This is a genomic window from Candidatus Palauibacter sp., from assembly GCF_965213655.1.
In the GTDB taxonomy this organism is placed as follows: Bacteria; Gemmatimonadota; Gemmatimonadetes; order Palauibacterales; family Palauibacteraceae; genus Palauibacter.
Window position 1 is genome coordinate 3,354,847 of the sequence record NZ_CBDBZT010000003.1, and the last position, 17,720, is coordinate 3,372,566.

The 17,720-nt window shown below is 69.2% G+C and carries 18 protein-coding genes and 1 pseudogene; 10 read left to right on the forward strand and 9 right to left on the reverse strand.

The window, feature by feature from the left end:
- The first annotated feature begins 139 nt into the window (after window positions 1-139).
- From proB to ACOOGH_RS16930, 3 genes are all read left to right on the forward strand, one after another.
- Window positions 140-1,243, forward strand: coding sequence for a glutamate 5-kinase (gene proB, locus ACOOGH_RS16920; protein WP_420450025.1), 1,104 nt, complete (start codon window positions 140-142; stop codon window positions 1,241-1,243).
- Window positions 1,240-2,541 (forward strand): glutamate-5-semialdehyde dehydrogenase, encoded by a 1,302-nt coding sequence (locus ACOOGH_RS16925; RefSeq protein ID WP_420450026.1) that lies wholly within the window; start codon window positions 1,240-1,242, stop codon window positions 2,539-2,541. Before proB ends, ACOOGH_RS16925 begins: the two co-directional genes overlap by 4 nt.
- A 103-nt stretch (window positions 2,542-2,644) precedes the next feature.
- Window positions 2,645-3,295, forward strand: a complete 651-nt coding sequence (locus ACOOGH_RS16930; RefSeq protein WP_420450027.1) for a hypothetical protein — start codon at window positions 2,645-2,647, stop codon at window positions 3,293-3,295.
- A 13-nt stretch (window positions 3,296-3,308) separates the two neighbouring features.
- On the opposite strand, the gene ACOOGH_RS16935 is transcribed toward ACOOGH_RS16930, so the two are convergent.
- Complete coding sequence (locus ACOOGH_RS16935; protein WP_420450028.1) at window positions 3,309-4,067, reverse strand: 3-keto-disaccharide hydrolase; 759 nt, start codon at window positions 4,065-4,067, stop codon at window positions 3,309-3,311.
- Window positions 4,068-4,256: 189 nt separating this feature from the next.
- Between ACOOGH_RS16935 and relB the strand changes: the two genes are divergently transcribed.
- On the forward strand, window positions 4,257-4,475 hold the full coding sequence (gene relB / locus ACOOGH_RS16940) for a type II toxin-antitoxin system RelB family antitoxin (protein ID WP_420450029.1): 219 nt from the start codon (window positions 4,257-4,259) through the stop codon (window positions 4,473-4,475).
- Window positions 4,459-4,728 carry a type II toxin-antitoxin system RelE family toxin gene (locus tag ACOOGH_RS16945; protein ID WP_420450030.1) on the forward strand — a complete coding sequence of 90 codons (270 nt, stop codon included), beginning with the start codon at window positions 4,459-4,461 and terminating at the stop codon, window positions 4,726-4,728. The genes relB and ACOOGH_RS16945 overlap by 17 nt, the downstream gene beginning before the upstream one ends.
- Window positions 4,729-4,746: 18 nt before the next feature.
- Here the strand turns inward: ACOOGH_RS16945 and ACOOGH_RS16950 are convergent, their stop codons facing one another.
- Window positions 4,747-5,982, reverse strand: coding sequence for an MFS transporter (locus tag ACOOGH_RS16950; protein ID WP_420450031.1), 1,236 nt, complete (start codon window positions 5,980-5,982; stop codon window positions 4,747-4,749).
- 25 nt (window positions 5,983-6,007) lie between these two features.
- A complete protein-coding gene (acs, locus tag ACOOGH_RS16955; RefSeq protein ID WP_420450032.1) occupies window positions 6,008-7,993 on the reverse strand; it encodes an acetate--CoA ligase in 1,986 nt (661 codons plus the stop codon).
- A gap of 184 nt (window positions 7,994-8,177) precedes the next feature.
- On the opposite strand from acs, the gene ACOOGH_RS16960 reads away from it, so the two are divergent.
- Window positions 8,178-8,486: a hypothetical protein gene (locus ACOOGH_RS16960; protein WP_420450033.1), complete on the forward strand. Its 309-nt coding sequence runs from the start codon at window positions 8,178-8,180 to the stop codon at window positions 8,484-8,486.
- A gap of 8 nt (window positions 8,487-8,494) precedes the next feature.
- Window positions 8,495-9,370: a cation diffusion facilitator family transporter gene (locus ACOOGH_RS16965; protein WP_420450034.1), complete on the forward strand. Its 876-nt coding sequence runs from the start codon at window positions 8,495-8,497 to the stop codon at window positions 9,368-9,370.
- Window position 9,371: 1 nt separating this feature from the next.
- On the opposite strand, the gene ACOOGH_RS16970 is transcribed toward ACOOGH_RS16965, so the two are convergent.
- On the reverse strand, window positions 9,372-10,067 hold the full coding sequence (locus tag ACOOGH_RS16970) for a hypothetical protein (protein WP_420450035.1): 696 nt from the start codon (window positions 10,065-10,067) through the stop codon (window positions 9,372-9,374).
- On the opposite strand from ACOOGH_RS16970, the gene ACOOGH_RS16975 reads away from it, so the two are divergent.
- The gene (locus ACOOGH_RS16975; RefSeq protein WP_420450036.1) at window positions 10,066-10,551 is read left to right on the forward strand and encodes a DoxX family protein; all 486 of its coding nucleotides are present in this window, start codon (window positions 10,066-10,068) and stop codon (window positions 10,549-10,551) included. The genes ACOOGH_RS16970 and ACOOGH_RS16975 overlap by 2 nt on opposite strands.
- A 120-nt stretch (window positions 10,552-10,671) precedes the next feature.
- Window positions 10,672-13,170 carry a leucine--tRNA ligase gene (gene leuS / locus ACOOGH_RS16980; protein ID WP_420450037.1) on the forward strand — a complete coding sequence of 833 codons (2,499 nt, stop codon included), beginning with the start codon at window positions 10,672-10,674 and terminating at the stop codon, window positions 13,168-13,170.
- A gap of 50 nt (window positions 13,171-13,220) precedes the next feature.
- Here leuS and ACOOGH_RS16985 read toward each other — a convergent pair whose 3' ends face one another.
- The 3 genes from ACOOGH_RS16985 to ACOOGH_RS16995 are packed head-to-tail and all read right to left on the reverse strand — an operon-like array spanning window position 13,221 to window position 15,711.
- Window positions 13,221-13,508 (reverse strand): Fe(2+)-trafficking protein, encoded by a 288-nt coding sequence (locus tag ACOOGH_RS16985; protein ID WP_420450038.1) that lies wholly within the window; start codon window positions 13,506-13,508, stop codon window positions 13,221-13,223.
- Window positions 13,505-14,572 carry an aminopeptidase gene (locus ACOOGH_RS16990; RefSeq protein ID WP_420450157.1) on the reverse strand — a complete coding sequence of 356 codons (1,068 nt, stop codon included), beginning with the start codon at window positions 14,570-14,572 and terminating at the stop codon, window positions 13,505-13,507. Before ACOOGH_RS16990 ends, ACOOGH_RS16985 begins: the two co-directional genes overlap by 4 nt.
- 5 nt (window positions 14,573-14,577) lie before the next feature.
- The gene (locus ACOOGH_RS16995; protein WP_420450039.1) at window positions 14,578-15,711 is read right to left on the reverse strand and encodes a DNA adenine methylase; all 1,134 of its coding nucleotides are present in this window, start codon (window positions 15,709-15,711) and stop codon (window positions 14,578-14,580) included.
- A 50-nt stretch (window positions 15,712-15,761) separates the two neighbouring features.
- Here ACOOGH_RS16995 and ACOOGH_RS17000 point away from each other — a divergent pair, with 50 nt between their 5' ends.
- Window positions 15,762-17,081, forward strand: a complete 1,320-nt coding sequence (locus tag ACOOGH_RS17000; RefSeq protein ID WP_420450040.1) for a 3-deoxy-D-manno-octulosonic acid transferase — start codon at window positions 15,762-15,764, stop codon at window positions 17,079-17,081.
- 3 nt (window positions 17,082-17,084) lie between these two features.
- Here the strand turns inward: ACOOGH_RS17000 and ACOOGH_RS17005 are convergent, their stop codons facing one another.
- Window positions 17,085-17,303: a PLD nuclease N-terminal domain-containing protein gene (locus tag ACOOGH_RS17005; protein ID WP_420450041.1), complete on the reverse strand. Its 219-nt coding sequence runs from the start codon at window positions 17,301-17,303 to the stop codon at window positions 17,085-17,087.
- Window positions 17,300-17,720, reverse strand: a pseudogene (locus ACOOGH_RS17010) (ATP-binding cassette domain-containing protein); the annotation flags it as partial. The pseudogene ACOOGH_RS17010 and the gene ACOOGH_RS17005, both read right to left, overlap by 4 nt.

Genomic DNA, 17,720 nt, shown 5'->3' on the forward strand with positions numbered 1-17,720 from the left:
GTACCTTTGGTTGCCTTCCGCCGGCCCCGTGGCCGGCAGCGGTCCCGCTCGCTGTGAGGCGTTCGACGTGAGCCAGCTCCAACCAGTCTCGACACCCCCGGACCAAACCGGATCGCCGACCGTTACGCGCGAGGCGATTGTGAATGCCCGGCGGATCGTCCTCAAGGTGGGGACGGGCGTCGTCACCCATGCCGATGGGACGATCGCTCTCTCGCACCTCTTCCGGGTCGTGGAGAGCGCCAGCCGCCTGCGGAGGGAGGGTCGCGAGGTCCTCATCGTGACCTCCGGAGCCGTGGGACTCGGTCGCGTCGCCCTGCAACTGCCCGAACCGCCCGAGACGGCCGAGTTGAAGCAGACGTGCGCCGCGATCGGCCAGAGCCGGCTCATGGAACTCTACCAGCAGGGGTTCGCCCGGCTCGGCGTCACCTGCGCGCAGATCCTCATCACGTGGACGGACTTCGATGACCGGGTCCGCTACCTCAACCTGCACGAGACGCTGCAGAGCCTCTTCCGGCTCGGCGTGGTCCCCGTCGTGAACGAGAACGACGCCATCTCGCTGAACGATCGCGTGTACCGGGGGACCGGCAAGCGGCCGATCTTCGACGATAACGACCGGCTGGGCGCGCTGGTCGCGAGCGAACTGGCGGCGGACCTGATCGTGCTCCTCACCGACGTGCCGGGGGTCATGACGGCGGACCCCAGACGCGACCCGGAAGCGCGACTCATCGATCGGATCGACCGGCCGGACAACCACGGACTCGACGTGGACGGCCACTCCGGGCTCGGCCGGGGCGGGATGGCGAGCAAGCTGGAGGCGGCCTGGGTGGCTTCGCGCGGGGGCTGCCACACCGTCATCGCGTCGGGCGTCGATCCAGGTGCGCTCGACCGCGTTCTGTCCGGCGAAGAGGAGGGGACATGGGTCCCGCCTCGGGCCGCCCTCTCCTCGCGCAGCCGCTGGATCGCCTACTGTTCACACCCGCGCGGGACGCTGGTCATGGCGGACGGTGGCGCCGAACGTCTCCGGGGCGGCGAGCCGCTGCGAGCCGGGGACGTCGCGCGGGCCGAAGGCGCGTTCCGGCGGGGCGATGTGGTCGAGGTTCGGGCGCTCGACGGATCCCTCGTCGGGCGGGGCGTCGTCGCGCTCGACTCCAGACTCGTCCTCCAGGCGGTCTCGCACGAGGCGGGCGCCGGCATCGAACTCGTGGGGCGGGAGCACCTCATTCTCAAGGAAGTCGAGAATTGAAGCGGGAACTGACTGAGACGCTGCGGGCGCGGGCGGTCGGCGTGCGGAAGGCGCAACGCACCATCGGCAGCGCCCCGGCGGAGCGCCGGACGGCGGCGCTGCGTGCGCTGAAAACGGTGCTGGTCCGCTCGCGGGGCGAGATCTCGCGGGCGAATGAAGAGGATCTCGCGCGCGCTTCGGAGGAAGGGCTTTCCGGGCCGCTCCTCCACCGGCTGGGGCTGCCCGATGCCAAGTTCGAAAGCCTGCTCGAGGGGATCGATGCGCTGATCGAGGGCGAGGATCCGATCGACCGCGTGCTGACCCGCACGGAACTTGACGAGGGTCTCGTCCTCGAGTTGGTACGGAGTCCGCTGGGCGTCCTTCTCATCATCTTCGAGAGTCGCCCCGACGCGGTGATCCAGATCGGGTCGCTCGCCATCCGCTCCGGAAACGGGGTCATCATGAAGGGCGGCCGCGAGGCGGCGCGCTCCAACGAGGTGCTCGTCGGCTGCCTGCAACGGGCGCTGGACGAAGCCGGCCTCGATCCCCGGGCCGTGCTGGGCGTTCCGGACCGGCGCGATGTCGACGAACTGCTCGCCCTGGACGACCTCATCGACCTCGTGATCCCCAGGGGGTCGGGGGCGCTCGTGCGCTCGATCCAGGAGCGGAGCCGGATCCCGGTGCTGGGGCACGCGGAAGGCGTGTGCCACCTCTACGTGGACGCGTCGGCGGATCCGGAGATGGCCGTGCGGCTCGCGGTGGACGGGAAGTGCGACTATCCGGCGGCCTGCAACGCGACCGAGACGCTCCTCGTGCACGAGTCGTTCCTGCCGCGGCTGGGGCCGATCGGAGAGGCGCTGCGCGAGCGCGGGGTCGAACTCCGCTGTGACGAGCCCTCCCGCCGGGTCCTGCCGTGGGCCGAGGCCGCCTCGGAGGAGGACTGGGGACTCGAGTTCGGCGATCTCACGCTGGCGGTGCGGACCGTGGCGGGCCTGGAGGAGGCGGTCGACTTCATTCACACGCACGGGAGCAGCCACACGGACGCGATCGTGGCCGAGGACGGGGAGGTCGCCGAGCGGTTCCTGAAGGCGGTCGACGCCGCGAGTGTGTTCCACAACGCGAGCACCCGCTTCGCGGACGGGTTCCGCTACGGGCTCGGAGCCGAGGTGGGGATCAGCACGGCCCGCATCCACGCCCGCGGGCCGGTCGGCGTCGAGGGACTTCTGACGACGCGTTGGCTCCTACGAGGCGAAGGGCAGGGCGCGGCGGACTACGGTCCGGGCAAGCGGAGCTTCACCCACCGCGATTTGGACGGCTGACGCCCCGCATTCGCCTACAGCCGAAGACCGTCAGCGGCCTCCGGCCTCGAACGTTTAACCTACCGGCAAGATGGTACGGGCCTCGACGCGGTGAAGGAGGCGCATGATAGGTAGGATCGCGCTGCTCGGTTGCGTTCTGCTCATCGCCGTTCCCGCGGTTGCGCAGACACAACTGGGGATTCGGACTGGGATTGGCGTGAATTCCGTCTCTCCCGAATACGACAGATCCATTACCAGGATCATAGCCGCTGCTGACGTGACGCTCCCGCTGTACGGCCTCCTCGGCATACGCTTGGGAGCGGCATATGCGCCCCGCGGCGGTGATCGGTCGAATCCCAATATGCCCGATACGGGCTTCGGCGACGGTACGCCTCGTGGGACGAGGTATGCCAATGCAGCACACCCGCACAACGTGCTGGTGATGAGCTATGCACAATTGTCCGTCTTGCTCCAGGCCTCGCTGGAGACGCAGGCTGGGCTTGTCGAATTCGGAATAGTCGGCGGGCCGTGGTTCGGATTAATCACGTGGTGCAGTTACCGGAATGATCCTTGTGCAGATCATGGCAGAGAGTTCGACAGTTACGACTATGGGTTGGCGGTCGGCGGGGGTGTGGAACTGGCGGTCAGCGATGATGTCGATCTGGCGCTCGAGCTGATTCACTTCTTCGGGATGGCGGACATCAGGAACGAACGCGGCTCAGCGACCACATCACACCTCGCCGGTCAGATCGGATTCGTGTTCGAGATCGGATAGCCCCCCGGTTGCGTCAGGCACGCAGAGAGAGCCGCCGGACCCGCAGGTTGCGGTACCAGACGGGGTCGCCGTGGTCCTGGAGACCGAGATGGCCGTCGTGGTGGCGGCCGTAGTCGGGCCACTGGATGAACTTGCTGCCCGCCACCAGCGCCTCCCATTCGGGCGAGGCGATCTCGTACTCGACGATCTGCACGCCGTTGAGCCAGTGCACGACCTGGTTGCCGTGGCGGACGATTCGGACCTCGTTCCACTCGCCGACCGGACGCGTCACATCCTCCGGCGGCGCGTGGAGACCGTAGTTCGAGCCCGCCGACGTGAGCGGATTCCCGCCGTCGTAGTGGCCGGCGTTGTCGAGCACCTGCATCTCCGGCCCCGACTGAAAGGCGCTCTCGGTGCTCTCCACGATCCCGAAGAAAATCCCGCTGTTGCCGGCCTCGCCGACCTTCCACTCGAGGCGGAGATCGAAGTCCGTGTAGCTATCGCGCGTGATGAGCGTCCCGCCCCCCACACCGGGCGTGAAGGCGAGCGCGCCGTCCTTTGCGCTCCAACCGGCGGGGACGTCCTCCATCTGGAACCCGCGCCACGCGTCTAGCGATTCCCCGTCGAACAGGAGTTCGAAACCCTCTGAGGCTTCCTCGGCTGAAAGCTGGTTGGCGGCTGCCTGGGGCGCGGTCGCACCGTTGGAAGTGCCTTCTTCGGCCGATTGCGATCCAGCTTCTGCCTGTCCGCATGCCGTTGACACACTGATGACCAAGGCGAGTAACGTGCACATACGCGGGGACCACGGTACGAACGGATCGGCGTGTCGTGTCACAGAGGAACTCCCGGGTCCGAACCAGGTTGCGTGGACTCGTCTCACGGTAGACCCGGGGCTCGACCGACACAACCGCTCGAGGGGCCAAAACAGTTAGCTTGTCCGTCCAGGATCCCGTACGCTGCTCTACGGCTAGAAGGGGGTGCCATGCTGTCCATCCAACTTCCAAGAGAGATTGAAGCGCGGTTGGACCGCCTCGCAAGGAAAACGGGGCGCACCAAGAGCGATTATGCGTGCGAAGCCATCCTCGAGAAGATCGAGGATATGGAAGACGTTTATCTGGCTGAGCAGGTTCTCGACCGCATCGAGAAGGGGGAGGAAGAGGTGATGAGCGCCGAAGAGATGTGGCGTGAGCTGGAAGATTGAGTATGCGGCAAGCGTCCGGAAATCCGTCCGCAAACTGGATCCACGAGTTCAGCAGCGTCTTCGTGTCTTCCTGGAGGATCGACTGGCCGCTCTGGACAACCCGCGCCAGCTCGGTACGGCCATGCAAGGGGCAAGATACGGCAATCTTTGGCGATATCGGGTTGGCGATTACCGCATCCTGACTCGGATAGACGATGAACGCATTCGCATCCTGGTGATCCGAGTCGCTCATCGTCGAGACGCATATCGATAGCGCCCACGCACGCGATCCCTAGCGGCGGCCGCCGGCGATGCGGACGGCCTCCGGGCGGCGTCGCAGCGCGAGCATGCTCCAGGTGCCGAGGGCCGGACCGATGGCGAGGGGCGCGAAGGCCCATTCCCAGCCCAGCGACGCCTCCCACACCGGGATGAGGCGGATCGTGGCGATCGTAAGCAGGAACCCGACGGCCGTCTGCAGGGTGAGTGCCGTCCCCACGTATTCCGGTTCTGCGAGTTCGCTCACGCAGGCGGAGAACTGCGCGGAGTCGGCGACGATCGCGAACCCCCACAACAGACAGACGGCCGCGATCGGCCAGACGGGACCGCCGAACAGCGGTCCGATCGCGAGGCAACAGGCGCCGCTGACGACCATGCTCCAACTCGTCACGACCGTCCGCCCGAAGCGGTCCGCGAGAACCCCTGCCACGGCGGCGCCCACTCCCCCGGCCGCGATCGCCCCGAACGCCAGGTAAGAGGCGAGGGAAGGGGTCGTTCCCGCGCTTGCGTCCGCGGCGAAGCTCGCTGCAAGGAAGGCGGGGATCCACGTCCACATGGCGTAGAGTTCCCACATGTGCCCGAAATAGCCGCCGTTGGCGAGCATCGTGGCGCGGTCGCCGAGGATGCGGCGCACGGCCCGCGGATCGAAGGGCGCGGCCGGCGCCTGGTAGGGCCCGGTCCGCAGCCCGGTCGCGGCGACGATGGCGGCCGCGACCGCGAGGCCCGAAGCGAGCAGGAGCACGGGCTGCCAGGCGCCGATCCCGCCGAGGGGCCGCAGGAGATGCGGCGACGCGCTCCCGATCGAGAGGGCGCCGATGAGGACCCCGATCGCCATCCCGCGGCCGGCGCGGAACCAGCCGGCGACGATCTTCATCCCCGGCGGATAGACTCCCGCGAGCGCGACTCCCGTCACGAAACGAAGGACGACCGCGAGGACGAGACCTTCGGCGAAGGCCGCGATCGCAGCCGTGGCGGCCGCCGCGAGGAGGGCCGACCCCGCGATGAGCCGGCGCGGGTCCCACACGTCGGAGAGCGTGAGCAGCGCCGAGAGGACCGCGCCCGTGGCGAACCCGAACTGGACCGAGGTCGTGAGCCACGCCGCGCCCGCGTCGCCCAGGTCCCACGCCTCGCGAAGTTCCGGCACGACCGCGCTGGCCGAGAACCAGAGTCCCATCGCGAGCAACTCGACGAGTGCGAGCAGGGCGAGTTGACGTGTTCGAAGCGCCCCGAACCCTGGGTCGCTCTGGGTCACGGCCGACCGCCGGCTGACGTGGCGGCTAGCCCTCGCTGTCGGCGAACTGTTGCTGCAGGCTGCGCACGACGGCGGGATCGGCGAGCGTCGTCGTGTCGCCCAGCGCCCGTCCCTCCGCCACGTCGCGAAGGAGGCGCCGCATGATCTTCCCGCTACGCGTCTTCGGCAGTTCGGCGGCGAAGATGAGGTCGGCCGGGCGCGCGATCGCGCCGATCTGGCCCGCCACATGCCCCCGCAGTTCCTGCCGCAGCGCCTCCGAGGTCTCCGTCCCCTCCACCACGCTCACGAACGCGGCCACGGCCTGTCCCTTGATCTCGTCCGAGCGCCCGACGACCGCGGCCTCCGCCACCGCCTCGTGGTCGACCAGCGCCGACTCCACCTCCATCGTCCCGATCCGGTGGCCGGCCACGTTCAGGACGTCGTCGACGCGCCCCATGATCCAGTAGTAGCCGTCCTCGTCCACCCGCGCCCCGTCGCCGGGGAAGTAGATGTCGGGCCACTTCGACCAGTACGTCTCGCGGTAGCGTTCCTCGTCTCCCCACACGCCGCGCAACATGCCCGGCCAGGGCGAGGTGATGGCGAGATAGCCGGACTCGGCCGGGTTCCCCTCCTCGTCGAGGATCGCCGCCTCGATGCCGGGGAAGGGGACCGTCGCCGTGCCCGGTTTCGTGGTGATCGCACCGGGTAGCGGCGTGATCATGATTCCGCCCGTCTCCGTCTGCCACCACGTATCGACGATCGGGCAGCGGCCACCGCCGATGTGGCGGTCGTACCAGACCCAGGCCTCCGGATTGATGGGCTCTCCGACCGTCCCCAGCAGCCGGAGCTTCGAGAGGTCGTAGCCCGCGGGCCAGTCGTCCCCCCACCGCATGAAGGCGCGGATCGCCGTCGGCGCCGTGTAGAACACCGTCACCGCGTAGCTCTCGCACAGCTCCCAGAAGCGGCCCCGGTCGGGCCAGTCGGGCGATCCCTCGTACATCACCACCGTCGCCCCGTTCGAGAGCGGGCCGTAAACGATGTAGGAGTGGCCCGTCACCCACCCCACGTCCGCCGTGCACCAGTAGATGTCGTCTTCCCTGAGGTCGAACACCCACTTCGCGGTCGCGTTCACCTGCGTCATGTAGCCGCCGGTCGTGTGCATGACGCCCTTCGGCTTCCCCGTCGTCCCGGAGGTGTAGAGGATGTAGAGCAGGTCTTCAGAATCCATCGGCTCGGCGGGACAATCCGCGTCCGCCGCGGCGATCAGGTCGTGGTACCAGTGGTCCCGGCCCCCGGTCATGTCGCACGAGGGCGTGTCGACCTGGTCTCCGTGGGGCGCGGCCACCGGGTCGGTGACGGCGGAGCGCTGGACGACGACGACGCTCTTCACATAGTCGAGGCCCTCGATCGCCGTGTCCGTGCTCGCCTTGAGAGGGATGATCCCGCCGCGGCGATAACCTCCGTCGGCCGTGATCACGCAGGTTGCGTGCGCGTCCTCGATCCGGTCGCGCAGGGACTGCGGTGAGAAGCCGCCGAAGACGACGGAATGCGGGGCGCCGATGCGCGCGCAGGCGAGCATGGCGACGGCGGCTTCCGGGACCATCGGCAGATAGATCGCGACCCGGTCGCGCTTCCCGATGCCGAGGCCCTTGAGCGCGTTCGCGAAGCGGCACACTTCCTCGTGCAACTCGCGGTACGTGTAGCGCCGCACGTCGCCCGGCTCGCCCTCCCAGACCAGCGCCTCCTTCGAGCCGCGCGCCTCCAGGTGGCGATCGAGGCAGTTGTATGCAGCGTTGAGCGTCCCGCCCGTGAACCACTTCGAGAAGGGCGGATCCCACTCCAGCACGCGGTCCCACGGCGTGAACCAGTCGAGTTGGCGAGCCCACTCCTCCCAGTACGCCTCTCGGTCCCGGGCGGCTTCCTCGTACGGCCCGCGATCGCGCACGTGGGCGGCCGCGACGAAGTCCGGCGACGGTTCGAAGGTCCTCTGTTCGTCCAGCAGGACGTCGATTTCCCGGTGCTGTTCGGTCATGGAATCGCTCGAATCGGAGGGGAGAAACGGACGGGCGCGCTTGTCACGGAGCCCACGCGGGCACCATTTAGCGGGCCGGCCTGAGGCCGCACGGCGTGACAGTAGACGACGCCCGGCGGCGCAGGCAAGAACCCTTGGCAACCGGCGCGACGAAGCACGTGGCGCGATTGCAGCACGGAGTTCCATGGCCGACGACACGCTGACCTCGATCCTGATCATCGCGGGCTCCCTGGGCGGACTGCTTGCCCTTGCCTTCGGCGTATGGGTCGGGCTCGGCTCTCCGGGACTCTACGACCGCTACCAGCCGACCGGCCGGGCGCCGCGCGAATCTCCCTGGCGCTGGTTGCTGGGGGGGCGGCAGCGTGCTCGCTCGAGCCGCTTCGACGCGGTGATGCGCGATGCGGAGGGCGAGGAGGTGGAAGGCGAAAGGGAAGAGCCCCAGCCGTACTCGACGAAGCCGGATTTCAGCCGGGGGCGTCGCTTCAGGCGATGAGACCGGCCGTGAAATCGGCGATGGGTCGCCACGAGCAGGTGCGCCGCATTCTCCGGTGGGTGCTGGCCGCCAATCTGGCGGTGATCGTGGCGAAGTTGATCGTCGGGCTGCGCACGGGGTCGATCGCGGTGCTGGGCGACGCGGCCCACTCGGGCGTGGATGCGATCAACAACGTCGTGGGTCTTGCCGCGATGCGCTTCGCCGCCGCCCCCCCGGACGCCGAACATCCCTACGGACACGGCAAGTTCGAAACGCTTGCGGCGCTGGCCGTGGCGGCCTTCCTCTCGGTCACCTGCTTCGAACTCGTTCAGAGTGCCATCGAGCGCCTCATCCGCGGCGGCGCCCCGCCGGATCTCGAGCCGGCGATGGTGATCCTGCTGGCCGCGGCCCTGGTCGTGAACACGGTTGTCGCGCTGAGCGAAGCGCGGGCGAGCCAGAAGCTGTCGAGCGAGATTCTCGCGGCGGACGCGCGGCACACGGCGTCCGACGTCTTCGTCACCGCGGGCGTCCTGATCGGGCTCGCGATCACCACCTGGACCGGTTGGGCTCCTGCCGACGCGTGGCTCGCCCTCGCCGTGGCAGCCGTCGTGGCCCACTCGGGCTACAAGATCTTCCGGGAGACGATCCCCGTCCTCGTCGATGAGCGGGCGATGGACCCCGTGGAGATCGATGAGGTGGCGAGCGAGGTCCCCGGGGTGCGTGCCGTGAGCCGGATTCGCTCTCGCGGGAAGTCGGTGGGGCGCTTCGCGGAACTCACGATCCGTGTCGCCCCCGGCGAGACGGTGGTCAGCGCCCACGAAATCGCCGACGAGGTGGAACACCAGGTCGCCATCCAGCTCGGATTCACCGACGTGACCGTGCACGTCGAACCGCACGTGAACTGATTCAGCTTGCCGCCGCGCCGCCGCTCCCCCGCGTAGCTTCTTCCGCCTCGAAGATCCACAGGCAGTGATCCCCTCCGGACGCCTCACAGCGCGAGTGCGAGATATCGCCTTCGCCGCCCCGATAGGTCAGCAACATCTCGGCGATGAGCCCGGTCACAATCTCGCAGCCGCCCCCGCCCTTGCCGTTCGTCGCCAGCACGGGGAGACCCCGCTCGACGACCAGTCCTCCCATGCCCTTCGCGATCCGGACCTTCGAGGAGGGGCTGAGGCGGCGGGCGATCTTCTTCACGCGCCCCCAGGCGAGCGCCCGACGGAGACGGATGGGAATGAGCCGCCAACCGAAGCGCAGGGTGATGAGCGTGTTGGCGCTGAGTGCCTCGCGCGCGATCCGGCGCCCCGTCGAGGCGAAGATCTCCGGTGCATCCACCCGTTTGGCGATGAGCTCGAACAGGCTCGCGACCTCGGTGGCGCTCACGTCCCTGCCGTCCTGCTCGTAGCGGCGAATCTGCTTGAGCACGACCGTCGACAGCCCGAGCCGTCGCCGCAGATTCAGGGAGAGGTCCATTTCCTCGAGTTCCCGCGGATCTTCGGGCGTGTCGAGGTCTCTCAGGGTCAGCAGGAGGGTGAGCGGAATGCGAACTGGTATTGCGCCCTCGAACTCCCCGTCTTGTGTATCCGGAGAATCAACTGGCATCATGGTGCGCAAGGCTACGGCGGCACTTCCGGGCCTGCAAGCGGTGCCGGGCGCCGGAGCCCAGCGCATCGGAGGCGCCATGAATGCACCCGTCTCGAAGGAAACCACCCACGCTCTGCTCCGGGTTACTGCCGGCCTCATGCTATGGCAGCACGGCGCCCAGAAGCTCCTCGGCATGTTCGGAAGGGACGCCGTCGGTAGCTGGTTCGACTGGCCGGCGGGCATCGCGGGACTCATCGAGTTCTTCCTGCCGATCCTCATCATCCTGGGGATCCGGACGCGTTGGGTCGCCTTCATCCTCACGGGGCATTTCGCGGTGGTCTACTGGTGGCGCCACTTCTTCGCCCGCGAGATGGAGTTCTGGCCGATCGTGAACGGTGGCGAACTGGCCATCCTTTATTGCGCCATCTTCCTTTACCTGTGGACGACGGGCAGCGGAAAGTTCAGCCTGGACCACATGGTCCCCGGCCCCGGCGGGGACAACTAGCCGCAAGTTGTTCGGCCGCCGTTCCGGCCCCATCTTGTGCGGCCGGACGGCGGCCTCCGCGTGGTGCCGCCGTCTCGTGCATCTCCCCGGCTGATCCCCTGGACGGAGCACCCGCGACCCATGTACGACCCGAACGCCATCGAGTCACGGTGGCAGGCCTGGTGGGAGGAGAACGGGACGAACGAGCCCGACCTTGACGCGGCGGAGCGTCCGTTCTTCAACCTCATGATGTACCCGTACCCCTCCGCCGAGGGACTCCACGTCGGGAACCTGTACGCCTTCACCGGAGCCGACATCTACGGGCGTTTCCGACGCCTGCGGGGTGACGATGTGTTCGAGCCCATCGGGTACGACGCGTTCGGGATCCACTCGGAGAACCACGCGCTGAAGGTCGACACGCACCCGATGGAGTTGATCCCCTCCAACATCCGCAACTTCGAGCGCATGCTGCGTGCCTCGGGGCTCATGACGGACTGGTCGCGCACCGTCGATACGACGGATCCGCGCTACTACAAGTGGACCCAGTGGATCTTCGTTCAGTTGTTCAAGGCGGGACTGGCGGAGAAGAAGGAAGCGGCGGTCAACTGGTGCCCGAAGGACCAGACCGTCCTCGCGAACGAACAGGTGATCGCCGGGCTGTGCGAACGGTGCGACGCCGCGGTCGAGCAGCGGATGCTGAGCCAGTGGTTCTTCCGGATCACGGACTACTCGCAGCGGCTGCTGGACAACCTGGACTGGATCGACTGGTCAGAGACCACGAAGACGGCCCAGCGCAACTGGATCGGCCGCTCGGAGGGCGCGCGCCTCCACTTCCCGCTCTCGGGCGCCACGGGCGCCGGGGACGCCGCGGAACGGGCAGACGGTGACCCGGATCGGATCGAGGTGTTCACGACGCGTCCCGACACGCTCTTCGGGGCGACCTTCATGGTGCTGGCGCCGGAACACCCGCTCGTCGAGCGCCTGACGACGGACGAGCAGCGCGCCGAAGTGGAGGCCTACGCGCGGGCGGCTGCGGCGGTCGACCTCGTGGAGCGGCAGAAGACGGACGAGCGCGAGAAGACCGGCGTCTTCACCGGCGGGTACGCTCGAAACCCGGCCACCGGCGAGGACATCCCCGTGTGGGTCGCCGATTACGTCCTCATGGACTACGGCACCGGCGCGATCATGGCGGTGCCCGGACACGACCAGCGGGACTTCGATTTCGCGCGCCAATTCGGGTTGTCCGTCGTACAGGTCGTGTGCTCCCGCGCGGCGCTCCCGGAGGGTGCGGACCCCGCGGACGTCGGGGGAGACGACGCGGAGGCCGCCTTCGTCGAGCACACGGCCGACGAGATCCTCGTCAATTCCGGACGTTTCAGCGGGATGGAGGCGGACGCGGGCGGGCGGGCGATCACCGAGTGGCTGGCGGAGCGCGGGCTGGGGGCGGCCGAGGTCAACTACCGGCTGCACGACTGGTGCATCTCCCGGCAGCGGTACTGGGGGCCGCCGATCCCCATCATCTACTGCGATGCGTGCGGCCCGCAGGCCGTGCCGGAGGAGGATCTGCCCGTCGTCCTCCCGTTCGTGGAGGATTTCCGCCCCACGGCGACGGGCGTGAGCCCGCTCGCGCGCGACCCGTCGTTCCACGCCGCGGCGTGTCCGGCCTGCGGCGCCGACGCGCGGCGGGAGACCGACGTCTCTGACACCTTCCTCGACTCGGGCTGGTACTTCCTGCGCTACCCCTCGACCGAGTTCGACGATCGCCCGTTCGACCCCGACCGGACGCGGAGATGGCTCCCCGTGAGCAGCTACATCGGAGGCGAGGAGCACTCCGTCCTCCACCTCCTCTATTCCCGCTTCCTCACGATGGTGCTGCACGACCTGGGGCACCTCGAGTTCGAAGAACCCTACGACTGCTTCCGCAAGCACGGCCTGCTCATCAAGGACGGCGCCAAGATCTCGAAGTCGCGCGGCAACGTGATCCTTCCGGACGAATACATCACTCGGTTCGGCGCGGACGCGTTTCGCATGTACCTGATGTTCCTCGGCCCCTTCCAGCGGGGTGGAGACTTCCGCGACAGCGGTCTTGCCGGGCCCGCCCGCTTCCTGAAGAAGGTGTGGGACAGCGTGATGGGTGCGGTCGAGGCGGGGCGCACGGGATTCGACGATCCCGGCGTGGAGCGGGCGCTGCACGCCACGATCAGGCAGATCTCGGAGGAGCTCGAGGCGCTCAGTTACAACACGGCGATCGCCGCGGCGATGGACTACCTGAACACGCTACGCTTCGGCGGGCGTACGGCCTCGATCGACGAGGTGCGGCCGCTCGTGATCATGATCGCGCCGGTGGCGCCCCACATCGCCGAGGAGTTGTGGGCCCGGCTCGGGGGTGAGTCGAGCATCTTCGATCACGCCGAATGGCCGGTCTGGGACGAGAGCAAGCTCGTGGTCGACGAGGTCGAGCTTCCGGTGCAGGTGAACGGCCGGCTGCGGGCGACGATCCGCGTGGCCCGCGGCGCGCCGGAGGAGGTCGTGCGCGAGGCGGCGCTGGCCGAGGCGAACGTGATCCGGCGCCTCGACGGGGTCGCGATCCGCAAGGTCATCCACATCCCGGACCGCATGCTCAACCTCGTCGTCTCCTAGGGAAAGGCGTCAGGCTCGAGCCGACGCGCCGGGTCCTGCCAGCTCCCCGGCTACCAGTCGACGGACCCCTCGGCGCTCGTGTCGATGGGGGCCGCGGTCCCCTCCTCGTTGAAGAGGTAGATCCGCAGATTCGTGTAGAGGAATTCGCGCGACCGCGCTTCATGGAGCTTGAGTCCGTAGTGGTTGATGAGGAGCATCTGCCGCTCCTTCCACTCCTCCCAGCAGGCGGCGCAGATTTCGGCCACGATCCGCTCGCCGAGCGCGCTGGGGAAGGGGATGCGGTCGATCCTGCCCCGATCGCCGCGGTCGCAGCGGGTACACGTAAACGATTCCGTCATGTCGAGCCTTCCGTCAGCCGGGTGAGGGCCTCCCAGGGGTCGCCCGCCGCGGCCTCCCCCATCAGCGCTTTGACGGCCGGGACGAGCGCGCCGTGTGACTGGTACACGCGCTCGAAGTCGTCCAGTCTCGTGTAGTAGAGCAGGCGCGAGATGACCCAGGCGTTGTCGAGTCCGTCCGGGTCGATCGATCCGTAGCGTGCGTGAAGCCGCGGAATGTACTCGGTCTCGAAGCGCCGGGCCGCGTCTTCGAACACCTCGCGTTTGGCCGCCCGTTTCGCCTCGTCCGGCATGGTGGACGCGTACACCTCCTCGAGCGGCGCGAGAATGGAATGGAAGAAGTCGCCGAATACGCGCGTGTCCTCCCAGCGCCACCGCGCCCGCTGACAGGCGCTCTCGTCCCGCACCGCCTCGCAGAAGAACTCGATCGCGCCGCGGTGTCCGACGAAGTTGGCGAAGCTCTCGTTGAAGTCCGCCTGGCCCGTGGGGAAGTAGGTGCTGTGCGTGATCTCGTGGATGACCGTCTCGACGAGCCCCAGGCTGTCCAGCCGCAGCGTCGTCGACATGATGGGGTCGGGAAACCAGCCCAGCGTCGAGAAGGCGGAGACCGGCCGGACCGAGACGTCATAGCCTTCTTCGGCGAGGCTGGCCGCCTCCGCGCGGGCGTCGTCGAAGTCGAAGTACCCCTTGTAGGGAAGGTGGCCGACGATGGGGAACCACCACGTCTTCCAGCTCAGCGCGAACTCCGGCGCCGCGAGCACGTTCAGGACCAGCGTGTCGCGATGGAGCTGCGTGAAGGTTTCGTAGCTCGCGCCCGCGCGCAGTCCGAGGTCGCGTTCGGCGAAATCCCGGGCGTCGAGCACGAGTCGCAACTTGTCGCGGGTCTCGCGGGCCACGGTCGTGTCGTGGATGACGGCCCGGATGGGGCGGCGCGCCGACAGAATGCGGGCTTCCTCCCAGCCGGCGCGCAGGACGTACGCCGGAGAGCACCCGCCCGCGCACAGCAGGAGCAGCACCAGCGTGGCGCGCGCGACAGAGGCGGGGCGGGGGGCGTGCTCCGGGCGCATGGTGTTCACGCGCATCTCACGTAGTGGAGGTGTTCGCGCACGTCGTCGCGCGCGTAGCTCCGCCGCGGGCCGTCGGCGTCGCTCCGGTAGCGGCGGTAGGGCCGGTCGTGGAACGCGTAGCTGTCCGGCAGGCCGCGTTCGCGGAGCGCCGCCTCGATGGTGTCGCGGCCGAGAAGCCCCTCGTCGTTGTAGCTGAACAGGATGTGGCGTCCGTCGGCGGCCTCCAGTACCTCCCGCAGCGCGCCCGGGGCCCCGCGCTTCCGGCACCAGTCCGAGCGCTGCGCCTCGTCGGGTATGAGTCCCGTCTTTCCGCGAATCTCCGGCGGCGTGGACCAACCGAGCGCGAGGAGTTCGGGGATGTGATAATACGCGGGATATTGCCGGCCGTTGTAAGGGGGGTCGAGATAGACGAGATCGACGGGACCGACGGAGGCCAGGAGGCGGGCGGCGGATCCGCGGAATGCGCTGCACGCGCCGGCTCCCGGTTTGCGCGGGATCGGCTCGAGCGGGCGCAGTTGGAGCGGGCGCAGGGCGTTGGGCTGCATCGTCTTCACGAAGGAGGCGTACACGCCGGTCGTGTTCGCGACGCGGTCGGCGGCCTCGATGAGCGTCGCGATCAGAAACTGGGCCGCGGCCTCGCTGTGGGAGGCCTCGCGCGTCCAGACGTCGATCCTGGTCCGGATCGCGTCGATCTTCCGTCCGTTCTCGGGGGAGAAGTACATGCGCCCGTGCTCCCGACCGGCAGCGCCGTAGCTCGTGTAGTGCTCGGAGATGAACCCGTGGCCGGCGGACGCCTCCCCGTCGGAGAGGTCGTCGGGATGGCCGGGATCATCGAGGTCGGCCAGCCCCTCGAGCAGGGCGCGGTAGCCGATCTCCCGCTTCCCGTTGCGAGCCGCCGGCGGGAGGAGCGAGGCGGGGTAGCGCGGGGGTGCGTCAAGTTGGACTCGTGCGACCTGGAGGGCGTAGGAGGAGGCCATCAGGTCGCCCGCATGGACCTGCCAACCCCGCTCCTTGAGGGCCGCCGACACGCTGGCGGTGCCGGCGAACGGGTCGCACGCGACGCCGGGCGTCTCCTGGAACCGGTCCACGGTCTCCAGCAGGAAGGGGACGAGCTTCGTTTTGTTCCCGAGATAGCGCACGCGGGAGAATATGGAGACGCGATGCGGGCGAAAAGCTCCGGGGCGTGGTCGTGAGCGCCGGGACGCGCTTCACGGCGGCGGCCACCGGCGTGGCGCTTGCCGCGGCGCCCCTTCTGCGCCGCGTCCGGCCGGACATCGCGCAGGCCTTGGCGGCCCGGCGGCGAACAGCGGCGGAACTGGCCGCTTGGGGGCGGGGTCGGGAGCCCGGGCCGCTCGTGTGGCTTCACGGCGCTTCCGCCGGTGAGCTGCTCGGCGCGGTGCCGGTCGTCCGGGCGCTGCGGGTCGCGGAGGCGGGATCGCGCGAGGCCCGTCGCGCGCAGCTTCTCATCACGCACGGATCGCCGTCGGGCCGGGCGGCGCTCCCGTGGCTGGATCCGGATCATTCGGGCCCGCCGCCGCTCGACCGCGCACGCGACTGCGATGCGGTGTTCTCCGCGGTGCGACCCGGGCTGCTCGTGTTCGCGAAGCTGGACGTGTGGCCCGGACTCGTGGCCGCGGCCGGACGGGCCGGGGTGCCCACCGCGCTCATAAACGGCACGGTCCGCGACGGCAGCCGGCGCTCCGGGGTCCTCGCGCGGCGCCTCTTCCGCGCGTCGTATGCGGAGTTGGACGCGGTCGGCGCGGCGAGCCCGGGGGACGCGGCGCGCCTCGAAGCGCTCGGCGTCCGGCCGGACGTGCTGACCGTAACCGGGGACGCGGCGTTCGACCTCGCGCTCGAACGGGCGGACCGCGCGCGGGCGGACGGTTCGGCTGCGGAATTCCGGGCCGCGCTCGGCGCGGCGGACGGGGCGACCCTGTGGCTCGTCGCCGGCTCGACGTGGCCCGCGGACGAGCGCGCCCTGCTCGATGCCGTGGCGGCCGTGCGGCGGGGTGGCGGCCCGGGCTGGCAGCTCGTGATCGCGCCGCACGAGCCCACCGCCGCGCACGTCGACGCCCTCGTCGCGTCGTGCATGGCCCGCGGGGAACGCGTCATCCGCTGGAGCGAGGTCGGCGCTGCCGCCGCAGGGCCCGACGCATGGGTCGTCGTCTTCGACGAGGTGGGCCGGCTCGCAGAGCTGTACGCGGCGGGCGATGCGGCCTATGTGGGCGGCGGCCTCGGGGGCACCGGGCTCCACAACGTGCTCGAGCCCGCCGCGGCCGGGTTGCCCGTCGTCTTCGGCCCGCGCCACGACCGGGCCGACGCCCGCGCGCTCGCGTCAGCCGGCGGCGGGCTCGTCACCCCCGCCGGCGCGCTCGCGGACACCCTGGCCGGGCTGGCCCACCCGCCTCGCCGACGGCGTCACGGCCGGGCCGCACGAGCGTTCGTCGAGGCGGGCGCCGGCGCCGCCGCCCGCACCGCGGAACTCCTCCGCCCGCTCTGGCCGTCCTGACTGCTAGCGTTTCTCCGCCCAGAGCTTCGGGCCGAACACGAACCAGAACGTGCTGCCGATGATCGGGCAGAGGAAAATCACCGCGACCCACAGCGTCTTCTCTCGCCTCGGCGCATCGGAGAGCACGGTGTGGCCGGCGGCCCAGAGGTTCAGAACCCCGATGAGGGAGATGAGCACGAGGCGCAGGTCCACCGCCGCCGCCCACTCCAGCCCGGCGTTCATGCGGCCGCCGTCGGCTTCTGGAACTGGAGGCGGTGGAGCTGTGCATAGAGGCCGCCCCGCTCGAGGAGCGTGTCGTGGGTGCCCGATTCGCTGATCAGTCCGTGGTGGAGCACCAGGATGCGATCGGCCCCCTGGATGGTGGAGAGACGGTGCGCGATGACGAGGCTCGTCCGTCCTTCCATCAGGAGTTCCAGCGCCGCCTGGATCTCGGCCTCTATCTCGGAGTCCACCGAACTCGTGGCCTCATCCAGGAGCAGGATGGGCGGATCCCCGCCAGGGCGCGGGCGAACGACACCAACTGGCGCTCGCCGACCGACAGGTTCCCGCCCCGCTCGCTCAGCGGCTCGTCGTATTTCTTCGGCAGCCGCGCAAGGTGCCGGTCGACCCCGACCTGACGGGCCGCCTCCCGGATCTCGT

What these genes read in the sequence shown, in the direction of transcription:
- ACOOGH_RS16990 (WP_420450157.1), bottom strand. Translation starts at nt 14,572, where the DNA reads ATGCGCCCGGAGCACGCCCCCCGCCCCGCCTCTGTCGCGCGCGCCACG.
- ACOOGH_RS16960 (WP_420450033.1), top strand. Translation starts at nt 8,178, where the DNA reads ATGGCCGACGACACGCTGACCTCGATCCTGATCATCGCGGGCTCCCTG.
- ACOOGH_RS16975 (WP_420450036.1), top strand. Translation starts at nt 10,066, where the DNA reads ATGGTGCGCAAGGCTACGGCGGCACTTCCGGGCCTGCAAGCGGTGCCG.
- leuS (WP_420450037.1), top strand. Translation starts at nt 10,672, where the DNA reads ATGTACGACCCGAACGCCATCGAGTCACGGTGGCAGGCCTGGTGGGAG.
- ACOOGH_RS16930 (WP_420450027.1), top strand. Translation starts at nt 2,645, where the DNA reads ATGATAGGTAGGATCGCGCTGCTCGGTTGCGTTCTGCTCATCGCCGTT.
- ACOOGH_RS17005 (WP_420450041.1), bottom strand. Translation starts at nt 17,303, where the DNA reads ATGAACGCCGGGCTGGAGTGGGCGGCGGCGGTGGACCTGCGCCTCGTG.
- ACOOGH_RS16935 (WP_420450028.1), bottom strand. Translation starts at nt 4,067, where the DNA reads ATGTGCACGTTACTCGCCTTGGTCATCAGTGTGTCAACGGCATGCGGA.
- ACOOGH_RS16970 (WP_420450035.1), bottom strand. Translation starts at nt 10,067, where the DNA reads ATGATGCCAGTTGATTCTCCGGATACACAAGACGGGGAGTTCGAGGGC.
- acs (WP_420450032.1), bottom strand. Translation starts at nt 7,993, where the DNA reads ATGACCGAACAGCACCGGGAAATCGACGTCCTGCTGGACGAACAGAGG.
- relB (WP_420450029.1), top strand. Translation starts at nt 4,257, where the DNA reads ATGCTGTCCATCCAACTTCCAAGAGAGATTGAAGCGCGGTTGGACCGC.
- ACOOGH_RS16985 (WP_420450038.1), bottom strand. Translation starts at nt 13,508, where the DNA reads ATGACGGAATCGTTTACGTGTACCCGCTGCGACCGCGGCGATCGGGGC.